At 63.7% G+C, this 18793-nt stretch carries 22 protein-coding genes; 10 read left to right on the top strand and 12 right to left on the bottom strand.

The window, feature by feature from the left end; all coding sequences use genetic code 11:
- The first annotated feature begins 2 nt into the window (after positions 1 to 2).
- Together ACO07C_RS18080 and ACO07C_RS18085 are read left to right on the top strand one after the other, a co-directional pair.
- Positions 3 to 644, top strand: a complete 642-nt coding sequence (locus ACO07C_RS18080) for a LysE family translocator (protein WP_421915515.1) — start codon at positions 3 to 5, stop codon at positions 642 to 644.
- A 97-nt stretch (positions 645 to 741) separates the two neighbouring features.
- A complete protein-coding gene (locus ACO07C_RS18085) occupies positions 742 to 1413 on the top strand; it encodes an outer membrane protein (protein WP_421915516.1) in 672 nt (223 codons plus the stop codon).
- Between the two features lie 15 nt (positions 1414 to 1428).
- Here ACO07C_RS18085 and ACO07C_RS18090 read toward each other — a convergent pair whose 3' ends face one another.
- The 5 genes from ACO07C_RS18090 to ACO07C_RS18110 all read right to left on the bottom strand — a co-directional run bounded on the left by ACO07C_RS18090 (position 1429) and on the right by ACO07C_RS18110 (position 5287).
- Complete coding sequence (locus ACO07C_RS18090) at positions 1429 to 2112, bottom strand: GNAT family N-acetyltransferase (RefSeq protein ID WP_421915517.1); 684 nt, start codon at positions 2110 to 2112, stop codon at positions 1429 to 1431.
- A gap of 31 nt (positions 2113 to 2143) precedes the next feature.
- Entirely contained in the window at positions 2144 to 2629 is a 486-nt protein-coding gene (locus ACO07C_RS18095; RefSeq protein WP_421915518.1) for a hypothetical protein, read from the bottom strand.
- Positions 2626 to 3069 carry a hypothetical protein gene (locus tag ACO07C_RS18100; protein WP_421915519.1) on the bottom strand — a complete coding sequence of 148 codons (444 nt, stop codon included), beginning with the start codon at positions 3067 to 3069 and terminating at the stop codon, positions 2626 to 2628. Before ACO07C_RS18100 ends, ACO07C_RS18095 begins: the two co-directional genes overlap by 4 nt.
- Entirely contained in the window at positions 3066 to 4301 is a 1236-nt protein-coding gene (gene rlmN, locus ACO07C_RS18105) for a 23S rRNA (adenine(2503)-C(2))-methyltransferase RlmN (RefSeq protein ID WP_421915520.1), read from the bottom strand. The genes ACO07C_RS18100 and rlmN overlap by 4 nt, the downstream gene beginning before the upstream one ends.
- 200 nt (positions 4302 to 4501) lie before the next feature.
- On the bottom strand, positions 4502 to 5287 hold the full coding sequence (locus ACO07C_RS18110) for a DUF4394 domain-containing protein (protein ID WP_421915521.1): 786 nt from the start codon (positions 5285 to 5287) through the stop codon (positions 4502 to 4504).
- 246 nt (positions 5288 to 5533) lie between these two features.
- Here ACO07C_RS18110 and ACO07C_RS18115 point away from each other — a divergent pair, with 246 nt between their 5' ends.
- The 3 genes from ACO07C_RS18115 (at position 5534) to ACO07C_RS18125 (ending at position 8273) form a co-directional block, all read left to right on the top strand.
- Complete coding sequence (locus ACO07C_RS18115) at positions 5534 to 6085, top strand: sigma-70 family RNA polymerase sigma factor (RefSeq protein ID WP_421915522.1); 552 nt, start codon at positions 5534 to 5536, stop codon at positions 6083 to 6085.
- Entirely contained in the window at positions 6082 to 6798 is a 717-nt protein-coding gene (locus ACO07C_RS18120) for an anti-sigma factor (RefSeq protein WP_421915523.1), read from the top strand. Before ACO07C_RS18115 ends, ACO07C_RS18120 begins: the two co-directional genes overlap by 4 nt.
- 122 nt (positions 6799 to 6920) lie before the next feature.
- Positions 6921 to 8273, top strand: a complete 1353-nt coding sequence (locus ACO07C_RS18125; RefSeq protein ID WP_421915524.1) for a chloride channel protein — start codon at positions 6921 to 6923, stop codon at positions 8271 to 8273.
- A 98-nt stretch (positions 8274 to 8371) separates the two neighbouring features.
- On the opposite strand, the gene ACO07C_RS18130 is transcribed toward ACO07C_RS18125, so the two are convergent.
- From ACO07C_RS18130 to ACO07C_RS18140, 3 genes are all read right to left on the bottom strand, one after another.
- Positions 8372 to 8875: an invasion associated locus B family protein gene (locus tag ACO07C_RS18130; RefSeq protein WP_421915525.1), complete on the bottom strand. Its 504-nt coding sequence runs from the start codon at positions 8873 to 8875 to the stop codon at positions 8372 to 8374.
- Positions 8876 to 9139: 264 nt separating this feature from the next.
- Entirely contained in the window at positions 9140 to 9502 is a 363-nt protein-coding gene (locus ACO07C_RS18135; protein WP_421915526.1) for a YkvA family protein, read from the bottom strand.
- 140 nt (positions 9503 to 9642) lie between these two features.
- Positions 9643 to 9939 (bottom strand): 4a-hydroxytetrahydrobiopterin dehydratase, encoded by a 297-nt coding sequence (locus ACO07C_RS18140; RefSeq protein WP_421915527.1) that lies wholly within the window; start codon positions 9937 to 9939, stop codon positions 9643 to 9645.
- A gap of 54 nt (positions 9940 to 9993) precedes the next feature.
- Here ACO07C_RS18140 and ACO07C_RS18145 point away from each other — a divergent pair, with 54 nt between their 5' ends.
- Entirely contained in the window at positions 9994 to 10512 is a 519-nt protein-coding gene (locus ACO07C_RS18145; RefSeq protein WP_421915528.1) for a low molecular weight protein-tyrosine-phosphatase, read from the top strand.
- Here the strand turns inward: ACO07C_RS18145 and thpR are convergent.
- Together thpR and ACO07C_RS18155 are read right to left on the bottom strand one after the other, a co-directional pair.
- Entirely contained in the window at positions 10416 to 11012 is a 597-nt protein-coding gene (gene thpR, locus ACO07C_RS18150) for an RNA 2',3'-cyclic phosphodiesterase (RefSeq protein ID WP_421915529.1), read from the bottom strand. The two genes, ACO07C_RS18145 and thpR, sit on opposite strands and share 97 nt — an antisense overlap.
- A 138-nt stretch (positions 11013 to 11150) precedes the next feature.
- Positions 11151 to 11795: an arylesterase gene (locus ACO07C_RS18155; RefSeq protein WP_421915530.1), complete on the bottom strand. Its 645-nt coding sequence runs from the start codon at positions 11793 to 11795 to the stop codon at positions 11151 to 11153.
- A gap of 98 nt (positions 11796 to 11893) precedes the next feature.
- Between ACO07C_RS18155 and ACO07C_RS18160 the strand changes: the two genes are divergently transcribed.
- The 4 genes from ACO07C_RS18160 to ACO07C_RS18175 all read left to right on the top strand — a co-directional run bounded on the left by ACO07C_RS18160 (position 11894) and on the right by ACO07C_RS18175 (position 16835).
- Complete coding sequence (locus ACO07C_RS18160; protein ID WP_421915531.1) at positions 11894 to 12589, top strand: ABC transporter ATP-binding protein; 696 nt, start codon at positions 11894 to 11896, stop codon at positions 12587 to 12589.
- A complete protein-coding gene (locus ACO07C_RS18165) occupies positions 12589 to 15138 on the top strand; it encodes an ABC transporter permease (RefSeq protein WP_421915532.1) in 2550 nt (849 codons plus the stop codon). The genes ACO07C_RS18160 and ACO07C_RS18165 overlap by 1 nt, the downstream gene beginning before the upstream one ends.
- 229 nt (positions 15139 to 15367) lie before the next feature.
- Positions 15368 to 16147, top strand: a complete 780-nt coding sequence (locus tag ACO07C_RS18170) for a Bax inhibitor-1/YccA family protein (RefSeq protein WP_421915533.1) — start codon at positions 15368 to 15370, stop codon at positions 16145 to 16147.
- A 118-nt stretch (positions 16148 to 16265) separates the two neighbouring features.
- The gene (locus tag ACO07C_RS18175; protein ID WP_421915534.1) at positions 16266 to 16835 is read left to right on the top strand and encodes a GNAT family N-acetyltransferase; all 570 of its coding nucleotides are present in this window, start codon (positions 16266 to 16268) and stop codon (positions 16833 to 16835) included.
- A gap of 61 nt (positions 16836 to 16896) precedes the next feature.
- Here ACO07C_RS18175 and ACO07C_RS18180 read toward each other — a convergent pair whose 3' ends face one another.
- Positions 16897 to 17283, bottom strand: a complete 387-nt coding sequence (locus tag ACO07C_RS18180) for a DUF2794 domain-containing protein (protein WP_421915536.1) — start codon at positions 17281 to 17283, stop codon at positions 16897 to 16899.
- 519 nt (positions 17284 to 17802) lie between these two features.
- Positions 17803 to 18621, bottom strand: a complete 819-nt coding sequence (locus ACO07C_RS18185; RefSeq protein ID WP_421915537.1) for a DUF1223 domain-containing protein — start codon at positions 18619 to 18621, stop codon at positions 17803 to 17805.
- Between the last annotated feature and the right edge of the window lie 172 nt (positions 18622 to 18793).

The raw sequence follows: 18793 nt of genomic DNA on the forward strand, positions 1-18793 counted from the left end.
CCATGTCCTTCATTCCCGACACCACGACACTGATCCAGTTCGCCATCGCCACCGTGATCCTGGCGATCACGCCGGGACCGGACATGACGCTGTTCGTCTCGCGCACGCTGAGCCAGGGCCGCGCCACCGGCTTCGCCTCCATGGCCGGCGCGCTTTGCGGCACGCTGGTCCACACCACGCTGGTGGTGGTCGGCGTCTCGGCGCTGATCGTCGCTTCGCCGATGGCTTTTTTCGCGCTGAAGATCTTTGGCGCCGGCTATCTCGTCTTCCTTGCGTGGCAGGCGATCACCAAGGGCTCGGCCTTTTCGCCGGAGAAGAAGACAGGCCCGCGGATCTCGCTGTTCCGCAGCTGGGCCGCGGGGCTTGGCGTCAACCTGCTCAACCCGAAGATCATCCTGTTCTTCATGACCTTCCTGCCGCAATTCGTCTCCGCGCACGATCCGCACGCGCCGGGAAAACTGTTCTTCCTCGGCGCGATGTTCATCGTGCTGTCGATCCCGGTGACCGCTCCGATGGTGCTGGCGGCGGAGAAATTCTCGGCGGCGATGAAGGCCAGCCCGCGCGTGACACGGATTGTCGATTACCTGTTCGCCGGCGTGTTCTCGGCTTTCGCCCTCAAGATACTGACGGCGCAGGCGAAATAGCTTTTTTCGCTACGTTTAATTTAGCACTGTTGCTCATTTGATATTGCGGCGCGTGCGAGGTACCCCTATTCAACCCAGGAGGGTTTTCGGGGGTCTAATGAAAAGCATATTTCTAGCGTCGGTCGCCGTCTTGGCGCTCGTCACCGATGCCGGCGCGCAGGATGCGCGCTACAACTGGGCCGGTTCCTATATCGGCGTCGAGGGTGGCTATGCCGGCTCCTCTGTCGGCTTCGATGCCGACACGACCAAGTTTCAGGATACCTACCACAAAAGCGGATTTCTTGGCGGCATCTATGCCGGCCATGATTGGCAGTCCGGTAGCGTCGTCTACGGCGTCGTCGGGGATTTCGACTTCGTCGGTGTCGGCGACACCGAGTTCGGAGACAATGCTGCTTTCACGGGCGGCAAGGGCGAGGCCTATACCTACGACGTCGACTGGGTAGCGACGGCCCGTTTGCGCGCCGGCTATGCGGTGTCGGATCGGTTCCTTGCGTATGCGACGGGCGGTGTGGCGGCCGGTCATTTTCAGGCGACAAATTATGATTATCCGTTCCTGGGGTCGAGCTCGAGCTCGGATTTCTCCGGCGTGAAGTTCGGCGGCGTCTTCGGCGTCGGCGCGGAATACGCGCTCGCCGACAAGTGGTCGCTGAAGGCGGAGTATCTCCACTACATATTCGACGGGATCGATCCGGGCCCCGGCGGCACGGCAGGGGCGCGGTTCAAGCCATCTCTCGACACCGTCAAATTCGGCATCGCGTACCGCTTCTGACGCAGGGCCCGATCGTCAACCGCTAACGCCGGGTCCGTCATAGGGGCGGGCCACGCCTGACGCGGCGACCATTTTCGTGCGCTCGTCGTACTCTTCGAGCGTCAGCGCATAGAGCATCTGGTCAAGGCGCTTGCCGGTGCGGCCGTCGATGCGGTGTGATCGCAATGTGCCCTCGAGCCGCAGGCCGGACCGTTCGCACACGGCGATGGCCGCTTTGTTGCGCGCCAGAGGCTGGAAGGTGATCTTTTCCAGCTTGCGCTCGCGGAAGAAGTGCCGGAGCAAGACGACGGACGCGTCAAAGGCGATGTTCCGGCCCCGGTTCTCGGGGTCGCCGACGATCAGATGCAGAGCACCCAGCCTGTGCCTGAGATCGACCTCCATCACGGCAAGGCCAAGCGGCACATCGTCGGGCCGGCCCAAAATCGTCATCAGGTTGCGCTTCAAATTGTCGAAGCTGGCGACATAGGCGCGGAAGGCCTCGAGACCCATCGCCTTCCGCGGCGCGTTGAGGCCCTCCATGACGGACGGCTCGGTCAGCCATTCCGCGACCTCGGTGGTCACCTCTGATGGTTTGAGCGTACGGATGCGAACCTTGTCGCTCCACCGGTCGACAAAAACCGGTTTCAGCCCCTGCGCGGCAAGTGGCGTGACCAGTGGCGAAAGAGGCGAGCGTGCGCCATGCTGCGGCATTTTTGGCATGCTGCATTCATGCGAAAGCAAGGGGCCGTGGTCAAGGGCGCCGATCGAGATCCGATCGCGTGCGCCCGCCCGCCCGCCGCCAGCTCCCTGCCCAGCGCCCAGCGCTCAGCCAGTAGAAGATACCGCCAACCATGCCGCAACCGATCACCGTCATGATGGCTTGGGTGTCGGCGACCGCGAAGTCGCTGTCGCCGCTCTGGTGAGCGAGGCCAAGGAAGATCGCCGCGATCACCGCGCCGCCCAGCGCATAGAACAGCCAGTCGCGCCGGCCGAGAATTTCGGAGACCAGGATGACGATGCAGGCCGGCATGAAGGCGAAATAGGCGACGAACAGGGAAACGAAGGGGATCGAGAAGATCAGCGAGGCCGTCGTCGCGGGCTGCGCCGCGTGCTCGGGTGTAAAGCCGAGATAGGCGAGGAAAATGATGTTGAGGAAGGCGCTGGCGGCAAGCGAGGCGACGGCGTAGCCGAACAGGATGATGGCGAAGCGGACGAGATATGCGACGAGACGGTTCATCGCGAATCCCGGCGCGCGAGCTGGCCAGACTTGCGCCCCGCCAAAAGCCAATAGACCGACCCGGCGGCGGTGCCGGCTGTCGTCAGGAAGCCGAGAAACACCGGATTGAAGGCAATCCATCCCGCGGAGCGCGGGGTCGAGAGACCGAACGCGGTGGACGTGATGGCACCCATGGCCGCGAAGTAGTACCACCTTCGAAGCCCCCACCGTTCGGCGACCAGGATCGCCGGGGCGGCGATCACCAGGGCGCAGACCATCACGGTCAACACGGCAAGCGGGAAGGAACCCAGCCAGTCGAACTGGAAAACCATGGACCAGTTTCCTTCCTCGATCCCTTCCAGAAGAACGATCAGCAGCACAGGCACGAGGATCGAGGTCAGCGCGGCCGCGACATAGGCGACTGCTATCGCGGCCAGGCGCTTCACGATGGGACGATTCACGCCTCGCCGTGCCCTGCGATCATCATGGCTTCCAGCGCCAGCCGGTCTACCTTGCGCATGCGTTCCGACTCGGACTTCAGCTGGCCGCAGGCGGCCAGGATATCGCGGCCGCGCGGGGTGCGGATCGGCGAGGCATAGCCGGCATTGTTGATGTAATCAGCGAATTTCTCGATCGTCTCCCAATCCGAGCATTGGTAGTTGGTGCCGGGCCATGGGTTGAACGGGATCAGGTTGATCTTGGCCGGAATGCCCTTGAGCAGCTTGATCAGCCCCTTGGCGTCCTCGATGGAATCGTTGACGTCCTTCAGCATCACATATTCGAAGGTGATGCGCTTGGCGTTGGACAGGCCGGGATAGGCGCGGCAGGCGGCGATCAGCTCCTTCAGCGGATACTTCTTGTTGATCGGCACCAGGAGGTCGCGCAGATCGTCGTTGGTGGCGTGCAGCGAGATCGCCAGCATGACGCCGATCTCCTCGCCGGTGCGGAAGATTTCGGGCACGACGCCGGAGGTCGAGAGCGTGATGCGGCGCTTCGACAGGGAAAGGCCGTCGCCGTCGGAGGCGATCAGCAGCGCCTTCTTCACCGCCTCGAAATTGTAGAGCGGCTCGCCCATGCCCATCATGACGATGTTGGAGACTTTGCGGCCCTCGGCCGGAACGATGGCGCCGTCGGGCGTATCGCGGTCGGGGAAATCGCCGAGCCGGTCGCGTGCGGTGAGCAACTGGGCGAGGATTTCCTCGGCGGTCAGATTGCGCACCAGCTTCTGCGTGCCGGTGTGGCAGAACGAGCAGGTCAGCGTGCAGCCGACCTGCGAGGATATGCAGAGCGTGCCACGCCCTTCCTCCGGAATATAGACGGTCTCGATCTCCACGGGCCGGCCGGCGCCGCGCGGTGGAAAGCGGAACAGCCACTTCCGCGTGCCGTCGGAAGAGATCTGCTCCTCGACGATCTCGGGCCTCGCGACGGTGAAATGCTTGTCCAGCGCGGCGCGCAAATCCTTTGAGATGTTGAACATGCCGGCGAAGTCGGAGACGCCGCGCACATACATCCAGTGCCAGAGCTGCTGCGCGCGCATCTTGGCCTGGCGCTCCGGCACGATGCCCGACGCAACCAGGGCTTCGCCGATTTCAGCGCGGGTCAGGCCGATCAGCGTCGGCTTTTCGGGCTGTGCGGCGCGGGCGCGCAGCGCGTCACGGGCGCCTTCCGTGGTAAGGTCGAGAGATATGGTCATGGCCGCGCTTATATAGGGAGCCTCGTTGTGTCGCAAACAAGATTGTGACCCCCGGCGGGGCGCGGATGCCCGCCGGCGGGCCGACAATGCGCATGGTGGCGGCCGGGGATCAGGGCCGCGCATCATGTCCCGGATCCCGATGCGCCGGTGATCAACCCGCCGGAGCGGGTTTCCCACGGACGCCCGTCATTGCGACGGCCTCAGCTCGCGGGCAGGACGGTGATGTCGCGAAGCTCGGCCGTCAGGTCCGATATGTCGCCGACTTTCGTTGCGGCGCCGGTCTCGAGATTGACGGTGTAAAGCGCCTTTCCTGCCGCGAGCCAGGCCGTGTTGGCGCCGTCCGCTGTCGTCTGGATATCGAAGGCATAGGCGACCGGCTTGGCTTCCAGGCCGAGCTTGCCGATCGACTTCAACGTGCCGTCGTTCGGCTTCGTCTGCTGGACGAGGGCATCGGTGGTCGCATCGATGTTGTACATCGCCGTCGTTTCAGGCTTGCCGAAGGAATTGGTGTAGGCCGAGGCAACGATGTTCGGCGTCTCCCCCTTGTGCATATCGCCGTCCTCGTAGGCGAGCGAACCGTCAACGGTCACCGCGCCCGTATCGGGGTGGACCCGATGGTTCGTGACGCCCGACATGAAGCGCAGCCTGTCCGCCATCGGATTGAAGGCGACGATCACAGGCGCGCCGCCGATTTCGAGCGGCTTGTCCATCTTCGCGACCTGTGTCGCGGCGCCAGTTTCCAGGTCGATGGAAACGATGGTGCTTTCGGGCGTGACGCCCACGACTGTCTTGGTGCCCGGCCGGAAGTCGATGCCCACAAGCTTGTCCACGCCCGTCACCTCGATCGACTTTGAAACCGCGGGCTTTTCGGTGTCGAACATCACCAGCGTCTTGTCGCCATGGAGGCCGAGAGCGGGGGCGGCTTGCGCAACAGTGGCGGCTACAAGGCAGCCGGACGCCAAAATCGCAATCTTGAAGGACTTCATCGTCTTTTCTCCGAAGGTTTGAACCCATGATCGGAAGCGCTTCGCAGACACTTCCGATTGCATGACACGCGAGCGAACGATCTGGATGCACCCCACCGTGATTTTTTGCATCCATCCTCCGGTCTGGTGGGTATCGTGGTCATGGATGCTAGGTACGAAACCGGGACGGCCGATGATCGCGCCCAAGACATTGCGGCATGCTTGCAAGCGTGCGTTAAGCCAACGGCAGAGATAAATGGAGCCCTGATGCCGGATTCACAGCAAGCACTGGCGACGGCTCTGGCCGCATGCGCCCAGGGCGACAGATCGGGGCTGCGGCTGATCTTCGACACCGAGGCGGCGCGCCTGGTGACGATCGCCCACCGGATATTGCGGCGGCACGATTATGCCGAGGAGGTCGTCCAGGATGCCTTCGTCCAGATATGGAGCAAGGCCTCGCAGTACTCCCCCGAGCGTGGCTCGGCGCGCGGATGGATCTATGCGATCGTACGCAACCGCGCCTTGAACGCGCTGCGCGACGCGAAACGATGGGAGCACGCGGACGCCGAGACTCTGGAGCGCATGCAGGATGCAAACCAGGATGGGGCCGAGGCCGATCCGCTGGTCAGCCTCGACCAGGAGAGCAGGCTTCGCCAATGCCTCGCGCGGCTCGACGAGCAGAAGCGGCAGAGCGTCCTGATGGCGTATATTTCGGGATACACGCATGGCGAGATCGCCGGGCGCCTCAAGGTGCCGCTTGGCACGGCCAAGGCGTGGGTAAGGCGCGGCCTGGCGTCGCTCCGGGAGTGCATGGCATGAGCCGCGACCAGGAGACGATTGCTGACCGCGCCGACGCCTATGTCGTCGGTCTGCTCGAGCCCGCCTACAGCGCGGCGGTCGAAGCCGAGATGGAGATAGACAGCGCGTTGCGCACGGCCGTCGCGCAGAGCCGCGATCGCTTTCTCGAACTCGATCTGGTCGGACCCGTCCGGCCGGTGTCGCCCGGCCTGTGGTCGCGGATCGATACGGCCATTGACGCAAGGCCCGCCGACCCCGCCTATGAAGCCGGTCGACCGTCTCCCAGGGCAGGCAACGACAACCGCGTGGCCGGCTGGAGAAGGGCAGCGTATGCGGCGATAGCGTCATCACTCCTGCTGGCGACGGGTTTGGCCTACAGGGTTCTCGACGCGCCGAAACCCCAGGTGATAGCCGTTCTGGTGGACGACAAAGGCGCGCCGCGCGTGCTCGTCGAGGATTTCGGCAATGCATCGGCCCGAGTCACGCCGCTGTCGGATTTCTCGGTGCCAGCCGATCGGTCTATGCAAGTATGGACGCTGCCCAGCAAGGAGATCGGGCCGACATCGCTCGGTCTGCTCGATGGCTGGCGGACCGCAACGCTGGATGGCCACGGTCTGCCGGCGCCGCATGAGGAACAGCTCTACGAAATCACGCTGGAACAGCCGGGCGGATCGCCGACGGGCCGTCCGACGGGCCCGATCCTGGTCAAGGGGTTCGCCAAAGTGCCGCGTTAGCAATCGGGATGGCGGCCGAGAGCTCATGGCCTCTTTTTGGCCGTGCCGCCAAGAAGATGCGGCCGGTTTCGCGTCGGTCGACCCTGTGCTAGGGCTGGGTCCTTCCCCGCACGAGGACGGACATGGCCGGAACATCGCGAAAATTTCCCATGCTGCGGCGTTCGCGCGCGATGTGGGTCTCGAGGCGTGTCTGGCAGCCGCGGCTGGTATTCTGGGCGGGTGCGATTGCGATCGGCCTTATCAGCGTGCTGTTCGCGGTGCTGGCCGACAAGGCGCAAAGTCTGTTTCACGTCGTGATTGGCGATCAGGGCGGCTGGCGGAGCTTCCTGCCGCTCGCCATCACGCCGCTCGGCTTTGTCGTGTGCGCCTGGCTGGCCTTTGCGTTCTTTCCGGGCTCGCAAGGCAGCGGCATTCCGCAGGCGATCGCCGCCCGGCATTTGCGCGACGACGAGGACCGAAGCCATATCCTCTCGCTCAAGCTGATTGTCGGCAAGATCGTGCTGACCATTGTCGGCCTGTTCTGCGGCGCTTCGATCGGCCGCGAGGGCCCGACCGTACAGGTCGGCGCGTCGCTGATGCTGCAGGTGGCGCGCTGGGGCGGAATGGCGCAGGCGCGCGGGCTGATTCTGGCCGGCTCGGCCGCCGGCATCGCGGCGGCCTTCAACACGCCGCTGGCCGGCATCGTCTTCGCCATCGAGGAAATGGGCCGCACCTATGAGGCGCGGACCAACGGCCTGGTGCTGACGGCGGTGATCCTGGCCGGCCTCGCCTCGCTGGGGCTCGTCGGCAACTACACCTATTTCGGCGTCTCGAAGGAGACAATCTCGTTCGCTGCCTGGCCGCTGGTGATCGCCTGCGGCGTCATCGGCGGCGGCTTCGGCGCGCTGTTCTCCTTGCTGGCGCTGAAGGTGACACGACGGGTCCGGCGCTGGCACACGCATCAGCCACTACAGCGCGCGCTGATCGTTGCCGCCGTCTGCGGATTGCTGGTGGCGGCCATCGGGGTTGCCTCCGGCGGCCTCACATTCGGCACCGGCTATGCGCAGGCCCGCAGCGCCGTCGAGGGCACGCCGCTGCCCTGGTTCTTCTTCGCGGAGAAACTGCTGGCGGGCTTGCTGTCGATGATCTCCGGCATACCCGGCGGCATCTTCGCGCCGTCGCTGGCGGTGGGCGCGGGCATCGGAAGCTCGCTCGGACTGGTCCTCGGTACCAGCACCGGCATCGCGGCGCTGCTGGGCATGGCCGGCTATTTCGCGGGGGTGGTGCAGGCGCCCATGACGGCCTTCGTCATCATTCTGGAGATGACCGGCAACCATGACAATGTCATCGCGCTGATGTGCGCCTCGATGCTTGGCTACGGCACGGCGCGGTTGATCTCACACGAGCCGCTCTACCACGCCCTGTCGCGCGTCTTCATCGCCGACGCCATCCGGCGGCGGCGGGCGGAGACGGCCCCGGAAACGGGCCAGGCGTGATCCGCCGGCGCTGAAACGCAAGAAAGGCCGGGCTTGGCGACCCGGCCTCTCCTTCAATTCATTTACCGGAAATCCGGCTTTCGCCTACTTGCACTCGCCTACTTGCACTTGGCGATCGACGACAGCGCCGCCGAAATGCCCTTCAGCGAGAAGACATAGGAGGTGGGATTGCCACGGCCGGACTTCGCCGTCACCTTCATGTCGGTGCCGGTCTTCATCGCGGCGATCAGCACCGGTTCCTCGGCGGCGTTCTCGACCCAGGCCGACTTGCCGCGCGTGAACATCGAGAAGGACTTCTTGTCGATGGTGACGGTGGCTTTCGAGCCTTCCTGGAAGGTGTAGCCGGCGATGAACTGCGGCTCGTAGGACACCTGCTGCCCCGGACGCTGGCTGACGAAGAAGAACATGTCGCCATGATCGAGCGTCGGCGGCTGTTTGTCGGTCGGCACCGTCAGGACGTAGCAGACCTTGCCGCCGGCCGCCTGGTAGCTGTAGGTGCCCCAGGCATTGTGCTGGCCGATCTTGGTCGCCGACTGCGCCAGCGCCGGCGCTGTCACGGCCACCAGGACCACGCTTGAAACTATAGCTATCAATCCGCGCATCGTTTTTCCCGTATTCCAAATGGTGCGGAGGCAGGCCGGCTTGGCGTCCTGCCCGTCGCTTCATTTTGATTTAATCTGGGTTACCAAACGGTGAATTTTCCTCAAGAAAAGGACCCTCACCCCAGTAAACCGCCGCCGTCTCCATGCCGCCGCCTGAGAAAGCGGCCAACACGATGTCCCTGTTTCGAGTTGGAGGCCACGAAAGCGGCAAGAGTTTGACTGTCCCCGTTGCCGCTGGGTGAGAGGATCAACGATGCCGCGCGGTCAGCTGTTGTCGGCAATCGCCTGCTTGGCGGCGAGCCGGTGAGCGGGCGTGATGTGGGCGCTGACGGCGGTGATCGCGGCGGTCAGCACGGCGATGTCGTCGGTAAAGCCGATGCCGAAGACGAAGTCGGGGATGAGATCAAACGGCAACACGAAATAGCCGAGCGCGGCGACCAATATGCCCTTGGCGCGCAGCGGCGTGTTCTTGTCCATGGCGCAGTAATAGGCGGCGACCAGATCCTCCATGAACGGGATGTGCCGCGCGGCCTTCTTGGCGGTGCGCCAGAATTTCTCGCGCACTTCGTTCTCATCGCCCAGCTTGTCGCGGAAGCCGAAGAAATCAAAACCGGATTCTTGCGCCATCAGTTTCTCCTTGCGGTGCCCGTGCGTTTCGTTTCCCGCATGGGTTGCCGGGGAAAATGTGGTGAAAGCACAAGTCCGCTACAAGATGCCTGTGCAGATTTGCGATTCGCCGCCCACCGCGGGCGGGCCCTGGATCGCAGTCAACCGTCGACAAAACGGTTCATCTTCCTTGCCAGTTCGAAGTCGAGCGCGGTGAGGCCTCCGGCATCGTGTGTGTTCAGCGTGACGTCGACCGTCTTGTAGACGTTGAACCATTCCGGGTGATGGTCCATCTTTTCCGCCGCCAACGCGACACGGGTCATGAAGGCGAAGGCCTCGGAGAAGTTCTTGAAGGTGAAGGTGCGCTTGATGGAGCCGCCGTCCGTGGCCAGCGTCCAGCCCTCAAGGCCGGCCAAGGCCTCGGCAATCGCGCCCTTGCCCAGTTTCTCTCTCGCCATGTTCGTTTCCCATGCTATTTCGAATGAAGTCGTCACATAGATAGCGTTGGATCGATGAGCGCGAAGCCCATAGGGTCTATTCTTTTTGTCTGTCTCGGAAATATCTGCCGTTCACCCTTGGCGGAGGGCGTGTTTCGCGCCGTCCTGGCGGAGCGCGGCCTGGATCATAACGTGCTGATCGATTCGGCGGGAACCGGCGGCTGGCATGCCGGCGAGGCGCCGGACCGGCGCTCGATAGCGATTGCCGCGCTGCACGGCGTCGATATCTCCGGGCAGAAGGCGCGCAAGGTGACGCTGGACGACTTTTCCGGTTCCGACCTCGTCCTCGGCATGGATCGGTCGAATGTCACTGATCTCAAGGCGCTGGCGCCCGCGGCCATGCGCGACCGCGTCCAGCTTTTCCTGGAACTGGCGGAAGGCCGGCCGCGCGATGTGCCGGACCCCTATTATGACGGGCCGGAAGCGTTTTCTTCCGTCTACCGCATGATCCGCACGGCGTCGGAAGCGTTGGCGACGCGGCTCGAAGCGCGGCTGTCGACGCCCGACAGCGGCCAGGCCTCTTCGACGATGTAAGGGCCGCCGCCGACCGAATCGCGCGACGACATCAGCACGAAGCGACCAACACGGAACGGCAGCGTCGAGAAGTTGCCGCGTGCCGACAGATATTGGGCAACGTCGAGCGGGCTCGAATTGCGCAGCCGCGCGAGCGTCACATGCGGCATGAACTTGCGCGGATCGGCGGGAATGCCTAGCCGCTGGCAGATGCGGTCGATCTCGCCTTGAAGCGCTGCAAGATCGTGCGAGGCGGAGACGCCGGCCCACACCGCATGCGGCTTCTTCTGGCCGAAGGCGCCGACGCCGGACAGGTTCAGAGAGAAGGACGGGCGGTGGACACGGTCGAGCGCGTTGGCGATCTCGTCGGCGACATGGCCTTCGATATCGCCGATGAAGCGCAGCGTCATGTGATAGTTTTCAACGTCGATCCAGCGGGCTCCGGGCAGGCCGCCCCGCAGCAAGGACAGCGAAAGAGCGGCGTCACGCGGAATTTCGAGGGCGGTGAAAAGACGCGGCATGAAAAGCCTCCCTTCCTCGAATCGAACTGTACCCCTAGCGAATCATCGATACTCAAGCGGAGCAAGATGTTTGTTGGTCACAGGTCGCGCAAAAAAGTTTCCCATGCGGAAGCTGCCATGGTCGCCTGCCGCCGCGCTTCAGGACTTGCCCTGAGCGCTGGCGATGGCCTTTTCAACGGTGGGTAGAATACGCTCGACCATCTGGTCGACGCCTTGTGCGTTCGGGTGCATGCCGTCCTCGAGCTGGAGCGCAGGCTGGGCCGCGACGCCATCGAGAAAGAACGGGTAGAGAGCCGTGCCGTATTTCGCGGCGAGGTCCGGAAAGATTGTGTCGAAAGCGCCCTGGTAGTCTGGGCCGAGATTGGGTGCGGCGCGCATGCCCGCCAGCAGCACAGGGATCTTGCGCTGCTTCAGCCTGGCCAGCATGTCGTCCAGGTTCTTGCGGGTGATGTCGGGGGAAACGCCGCGCAGCATGTCGTTGGCGCCGAGTTCCAGGATCACCAGTTGCGTGCCGTCGGGCACGGACCAGTCGAGCCGCGCCAGGCCGCCGCTGGTCGTGTCGCCGGAGACACCGGCATTGGCGACCGTCACGTCATGGCCCTTGGCGCGCAAGGCGGCGGCGAGCTTGTCTGTAAAGCCCTGGTCCGGCCCGAGGCCAAAGCCCGCCATAAGGCTGTCACCGAAGCCGACGATCCTGAACGGCTCGGCGCGCGCCGACGAAATGGCGCCGCAAATGCCGAGGAAAAGGATGAAGGCCGCGGCAACTGTGTGTTTGAAAGACATGCGGCAGGCCCCATATGACCAAGGAATTCCTTCGGTGAAGGTCTTTTTCGGCGCAGGCGGACTTTGACCTTCTCCCTCCCATATAGGACGATTTGATTTTGACAGAAGCCGTCATCGCGCTGAAAGACGTATCGCTGACGCTCGGCGAGGGCGCGTCTTCCGTCCATGTGCTGAAGGGTGTCAGCCTCAATGTCTTGGATGGCGAGGCGACCGGCATCGTCGGCCCATCAGGTTCGGGCAAATCAACCTTGCTGATGGTTCTGGCCGGTCTCGAAAGGGTCGATTCGGGAACGATACGAATCGCCGGCGAACTGTTGAATGGCAAGACCGAAGACCAGATCGCATCGTTTCGTGGCCGAAACATCGGCATCGTCTTCCAGTCGTTCCACCTCATTCCGAACATGACGGCGCTCGAAAATGTCGCGGTGCCACTGGAACTGGCTGGTCATTCCGATCCGTTCGGTGTTGCCGCGCGGGAACTGGCGGCGGTGGGCCTGAGCGACCGCGTCACCCACTATCCCGGCGAATTGTCGGGCGGCGAGCAGCAGCGCGTGGCGATCGCCCGGGCGCTGGCGCCGTCGCCACGCATCCTGATCGCCGACGAGCCGACCGGCAATCTCGACCAGGCGACGGGACGACAGGTGGCCGACCTGCTGTTCGCCAAGGCGGCCGAGCGTGGCATGACGCTGGTGCTGGTCACCCATGATCCGGCGCTCGCCGCGCGCTGCACCCGCCAGGTTTCGATGCGCTCCGGCCGGATCGAGGCGCCCGCCGTCTCCAAGGTGACGGCGTGATGCCGTTTTCGCGGACGCTGAAGCTCGCCATCCGGTTCTCCCTTCGCGAAATGCGCGGCGGCCTGTCCGGCTTCCTGATCTTCCTCGCCTGCATCGCGCTCGGCGTCGCGGCGATCGGCGGCGTCAATTCGGTGGCGCGGGCGATCACCGCCGGCGTCGCCAACCAGGGCCAGACCTTGCTCGGCGGCGATCTGGCCTTCCAGATCAACCAGCGCGACGCGACAGGGGCCGAGCGAGCCTTCCTTGATGGATTGGGCTCGGTGTCGCACAGCGCCAGCATGCGTTCGATGGCGCGGCTCGAGGACGGTTCCGACCAGGCACTGGTCGAAGCCAAGGCGGTTGACGATGCCTACCCGCTCTACGGTGCGCTGGAGACCGAACCGGCGCTGTCGAAGCAGGAGCTGTTCGGCGAAAAATCGGGCGCTTTCGGCGCGGCTGCGCCCGATGTGTTGTTCGAACGGCTGAAGGTCAAGCTGGGCGATCGGCTGAAGCTTGGCAGCGCTGTTTTCGAATTACGGGCCAGACTGGTCACTGAACCGGACGCGGTGTCGGAAGGTTTCGGCTTCGCGCCACGGCTGATGATCTCGACGGAGGGCCTCGCCGCCACCGGCCTGATCCAACCGGGCAGCCTGGTTGAAAATGCCTACAAGATCCGGCTGCCCGCCGGCGCCGACGAGCAGCGGCTCAAGGCCATTCAGGATCAGGCGGCCAGGGATTTTCCGGAAGCCGGATGGTCGATCCGCACGCGCGGCAACGCCGCGCCCGCTTTGTCCGCCAACATCGAGCGCTTCTCGCAGTTCCTGACGCTGGTCGGGCTGACGGCGCTGGTGGTCGGCGGCGTCGGCGTGGCCAATGCGGTGCGCGCCTATCTCGACGGCAAGCGCGGCGTCATCGCCACGTTCAAGAGCCTGGGCGCGTCGGGCGGCTTCGTCTTCACCGTCTATCTGGTGCAGATCCTGATGATCGCGGCACTTGGCATCGTGCTCGGCCTGGTGCTCGGCGCACTGATGCCGTTCGCGGCGAGTGCCGCCCTGCAATCGGTCATTCCGGTGCCGGCCGAAGGCGGATTCTATCCCGGTGCGCTAGGCATGGCGGCGCTGTTCGGGCTGCTGGTGACGCTCGCCTTCGCGCTTCTCCCGCTCGGCCGCGCCCGCGACGTGCCGGCCACCGCGCTGTTTCGTGAAATGGGGCTTGAGGGCCGTGGCCTTCCGCGCCCTGTCTATATTGCGGCAACCGTCGGCATCGCTCTGCTGCTGGCGGCGCTGGCCATTCTGTTTTCCGGCGACCGCCGCATTGCCTCGATCTTTGTCGGTGCCACGATCTTTGCCTTCCTGGTGCTGCGCCTTGTCGGCTCACTCGTGCAGTGGGCGGCAAGAAAAAGCCCTCGCGTGCGCTCGGTCGCGCTCCGGCTCGCCATTGGTAATATCCATCGTCCGGGCGCCTTGACGCCCTCGGTGGTGCTTTCGCTGGGACTTGGGCTGACCCTGCTGGTGACGCTGGCCTTGATCGACGGCAATCTACGGCAGCAGATCTCCGGCAGCTTGCCGGAAAAGGCGCCGAACTTCTTCTTCGTCGACATCCAGAGCAGTGATGTCGACGCATTCTCGACGCTGATCGGCAAGGAGGCGCCAAACGGTGCCTTGGTCAAGGTGCCGATGCTGCGCGGCCGGATGATGGCGCTCAACGGCGTCGATGTCGACAAGGTGAAGGTTCCCACCGAAGGCGCCTGGGTGCTGAAAGGCGATCGCGGCCTGACCTATGACGAAAAACTACCCGAGAACACCACGCTGACCGAGGGCACGTGGTGGCCGGCCAATTATACCGGCGAACCGCTGGTGTCTTTCTCGGCCGAGGAAGGCAAGCAGATCGGGTTGAAGCTGGGCGATACCATCACCGTCAATGTGCTCGGGCGCAACGTCACGGCCAGGATCGCCAATTTCCGCCAGGTCCAATGGGAGACGATGGGCATCAATTTCGTCATGGTTTTCTCGCCCAACACATTCGCCGGGGCGCCCCATGGCTGGATGGCGGCGCTGACCGATAAAAATGCCTCGACGGCGGATGACGCGCGTCTTCTCAATGCCGTCACGCGCGCCTTCCCCGCGGTAACAACGGTGCGGGTCAAGGACGCGCTCGATGTCGTCAACCGGCTGGTCGGCCAGCTCGGCACCGCGATCCGGGCCGCGGCAGGCGTGGCGCTGATCGCTTCGGTGCTGGTGCTGGCTGGCGCGCTCGCCGCCGGCAACCGGGCGCGAGTGCATGACGCGGTGGTGCTGAAGACGCTGGGCGCGACCCGCAGGACGCTGATATCGGCTTTCTCGCTGGAATACATGCTGATCGGGCTCGCCACCGCGATCTTCGCACTCGCGGCGGGCGGCGTGGCCGCCTGGTTCGTCGTTGCCAGGATCATGACGCTGCCATCGCATTTCATGCCTGACGTGGCCGTGGCGACCATCGCCTTTTCGCTGGTGATCACGGTCGGCATGGGCCTCGCCGGAACCTGGCGGGTGCTTGGCCACAAGGCCGCCCCGGTGCTGCGCAACCTCTGATCTTCACCGCAAGCGGCGTCGGCTTGATTAAATTTGAGTCATAATCAGCCTATACAGGCCGAAAATCCGCATTGCGGGCGGCTCACGAAGCATTACACTCCCGTTACGGACTTGTTCTTGACACCAAGAACCATCATATTTCGCCACAGGCATGCTGGAGCCCTGCCAGCGGAGCCGGGGTCCGAAAGGACCTGACACCCGACGGGGCAGAAGCAATATGAGGACTACAATGGCTGAACCCATTCGCAACTATCAGACGCGCGCCGTGCCCGGCGTCGGCGTCGATGCAGGCATCGATCAGGGCCTGCGCGCCTACATGATCAAGGTCTACAATCTGATGGGGCTCGGGCTCCTCATCACCGGTCTTGCCGCGGTCGGCACGATCATGCTGGCCACGACCACCAATCCGGCCGCCGCCGTGGCGACGCTGCCAAGCGGTGAGATGCTGACCTCCTTCGGCTATGCGATCTTCGGGTCGCCGCTGCGCTGGGTGGTGATGCTGGCGCCCCTGGCCGCCGTGCTTTTCCTGTCGTTCCGCGTCCAGTCGATGAGTGTTTCGGCGGCGCAGACGACGTTCTGGGTCTATGCGGGGCTGGTCGGCCTGTCGCTGTCGTCGATCTTCCTGGTCTACACCACGGCCAGCATCTCGCAGACATTCTTCGCCACCGCCGCGGCCTTCGGCGCGCTGTCCTTGTTCGGCTACACGACCAAGCGCGACCTGTCGGCCATGGGCTCGTTCCTGATCATGGGCGTGTTCGGCATCATCATCGCCTCGCTGATCAATATCTTCCTGCAGTCGTCGGCGCTGACCTTCGCCATCTCGGCGATCGGCGTGCTGGTGTTCGCGGGCTTGACCGCCTACGACACGCAGAACATCAAGGAGATGTACTACGAGGGTGACGCCACGGATGTCGCCGGCCGGAAGGCCATCATGGGCGCATTGAGGCTCTATCTCGACTTCATCAACCTGTTCATGTTCCTGCTGCAGTTCATGGGCGATCGCCGCTAAGGCGAAGACCATGGTCTGACTGGACCAGTGAGTTCGGAAAGGGCGGCCCAACGGCCGCCCTTTTCTTTTGGGCCGGCTTTTGATGTTATTGCAGGCATACGAAAGGCTTGCATAAAGAATGAGCAGTGTTTCGATACGGCCGGCGACATCCGCCGACCTCGGTGCCATAACCGAGATCTATGCTGATGCCGTGATCCACGGCACGGCGAGCTACGAACTCGAGCCGCCCACCAGATCCGAAATGGGCGCGCGGTTCGATGGCTTGATGGCTGGCGGCTTTCCCTATCTGGTGGCGGAAAATGGCGACGCCGTGCTGGGCTATGCCTATGCCGGGCCTTTCCGGCCGCGTCCGGCCTACCGCTTCATCGTCGAGGATTCGGTCTATGTCTCACCAGGGGCCAAGGGCCAGGGAGTCGGTCTGGCGCTGATGCGGCATCTGATCGAGGCGGTGCGGGCGGCTGGGTTTCGCCAGATCGTCGCGGTGATCGGTGACGGCCACCCGGACAGCGCTTCGGTGCGCCTGCATGAAAAGCTCGGCTTTCGCCATTCGGGGCGGCTGGAGGGCTCCGGCTACAAGCATGGGCGCTGGCTGGACACGGTGTTCATGCAACTGGCAATGAACGGCGGAACGCTGGCCGCGCCGGATCCGGACTCGCTGCCGGAGCGCAAATTCCGCCAGAAACAGTAAGGGGCGGATTTTCCGCGCAGTTGCGGATCGAAAACCGGCGCCAATTTCTCGGGATCGTGCTTCAGGCCTGCACCAGCTTCAGCTTGCCGTCGAAGACACCAAGTACGCGGCCAAGCTCCTGCCCTCGCTTGAGGATGCGGCCGCCAGCGGCAATCACGGCGAATGCGCCCTGCTTGCGGGCGAGTTTCGGGTCCTTGACGATCTGGAACAGCGGCACTTCGCTGGCGCGGCGGAACACGGAAAAGACGGCGCGGTCGGTCAGGTGGTCGATAGCGTAGTCGCGCCACTCATTGGCGGCCACCATGCGCCCGTACAGCCTCAGGATCTGATCGAGTTCGCGCCGGTCGAACCGTACCGGCTGGTCGAGGCGCTCTCGTCGTGCCTCGTAGAGCGGGATCAGTATTGCGGATGCGTCCCCATCCCCCGTCCCGCCGCTGTCATCAGTCATGCCTCGATCCCTCAAAATGAATCTTTGCCAACCAAAGTTGGCCCCTTCGCGCTGCAATTGCAAGACCCGACGAGGCGAGGCGGTGGGGCGCGGTTTCCGGAGCGTCCAGTCACTTTTGTAACGCGCCCTGTTGGAATTGGTGATGCTTCGCCACATTTCTGCCTTTTTTTATCCGCGCTCATGCCCCAATGTCCGACGAATTTACCGGCGTTGCCTGAGACGGTTCGGTCCGGCACCGGCTCGTAAACCCCAAGCCCCCCGCCCACGGGTCTGCGTCGGATCGAACCAACCTCGGTTTCTCCCTTGGAAAAATCGAGAGCGACGATCCCAAAACTTAAATGACCGGCGTCAGAAGCAAGCTGACGTCGGTCTTTTCATGTCTGCTTCCGTTCCGTTGAAGTCGAGGGCGGTGCTTTTCCTGGCCTGGACTTGGACCGGTCCACACCAAGCATTGTCGCCCAGCGTGTCCGGGCCGCCGATGACCTGCCGCCATTTGCGGGATGTCCGCGTGTGTTGGACCTATGGCTTATGGATAAAAGCCGCGCCCAGTATGGGGCCAGGCAGGCCGTCCTTGCCGACAGATTGCAGCAGCACCGCGCAGCCGCCCTTCTTTAAGATCTCGGTCATTGGCAGTTCGTAGCGCTGCGCCTTGCCATGCCACATTCCGGCGGTCTGGATGCTTGTGACCGAATTCCAGTACGTCATCTTGCGGCCGACATTCTCGCCCTTGCCGATCTTGATCGTCTGCGGAGGGTCGAAATAGACGATAATCACATGGGCGTCGCTGGGGCCCGCCCCCGCATCGCCGGTGTCGATCATCACACGATCGCTCGTGCGGGTGACCTTGACGCTGACCCGCATGCCCTCGCCGGCCTTCTCCAGGCGGTTGAGCGATCCGTTGACCTCGCTGCGGCTGGAACCGTTGACATGGACGCGGCCGTTGATGACGGCCTGGGGCGTGTAGACGGAGCGGCTGCCGAAGGCGCGCATGTAGTCATACTGCCGCTCGGTATTTTCCTTGCGGCTCAACGTGTCCTGCCAGCCAAGATAGTCCCAGTACTCGACGTGGTAGGCGAGTGCGACAATGTCTTCCTTGGCGGCCAGCTCGGCGAAGAATTCGTCGGCCGGCGGACAGGAGCTGCAGCCCTGGCTGGTGAACAACTCAACCACACCCAAGGGCTTGTCGGCCTGTGGCTTGTCGAGCGGAAGGGTGCTGGCCTGCTGTCTGTCACCCTGCGCTCTGCCGGGCCGGTCACCCTGGCCGGCAAACGCCGATCCGGCAAACACCGAGACCGCCAGCGCAAAGGCCGCTAGCCGCAATAGTCTTCGAAATGCCATGACCGTTCCGATTCCCGCCGGTGGCGCCGGCCTTGTTCTGATTGGCGAAATATGTGGCAGAAGCAACAGTCAACGGGAAGTCACGTTGCGGTGAAATTTTTGTGCCACGGCTAGTCCACGAAAAACAATGAGAGAGATGTGCATTCCCGGTTCAAAATCAATTCGGACCGCG

The organism is Mesorhizobium sp. (genome assembly GCF_965229135.1).
GTDB lineage: Bacteria > Pseudomonadota > Alphaproteobacteria > Rhizobiales > Rhizobiaceae > Mesorhizobium.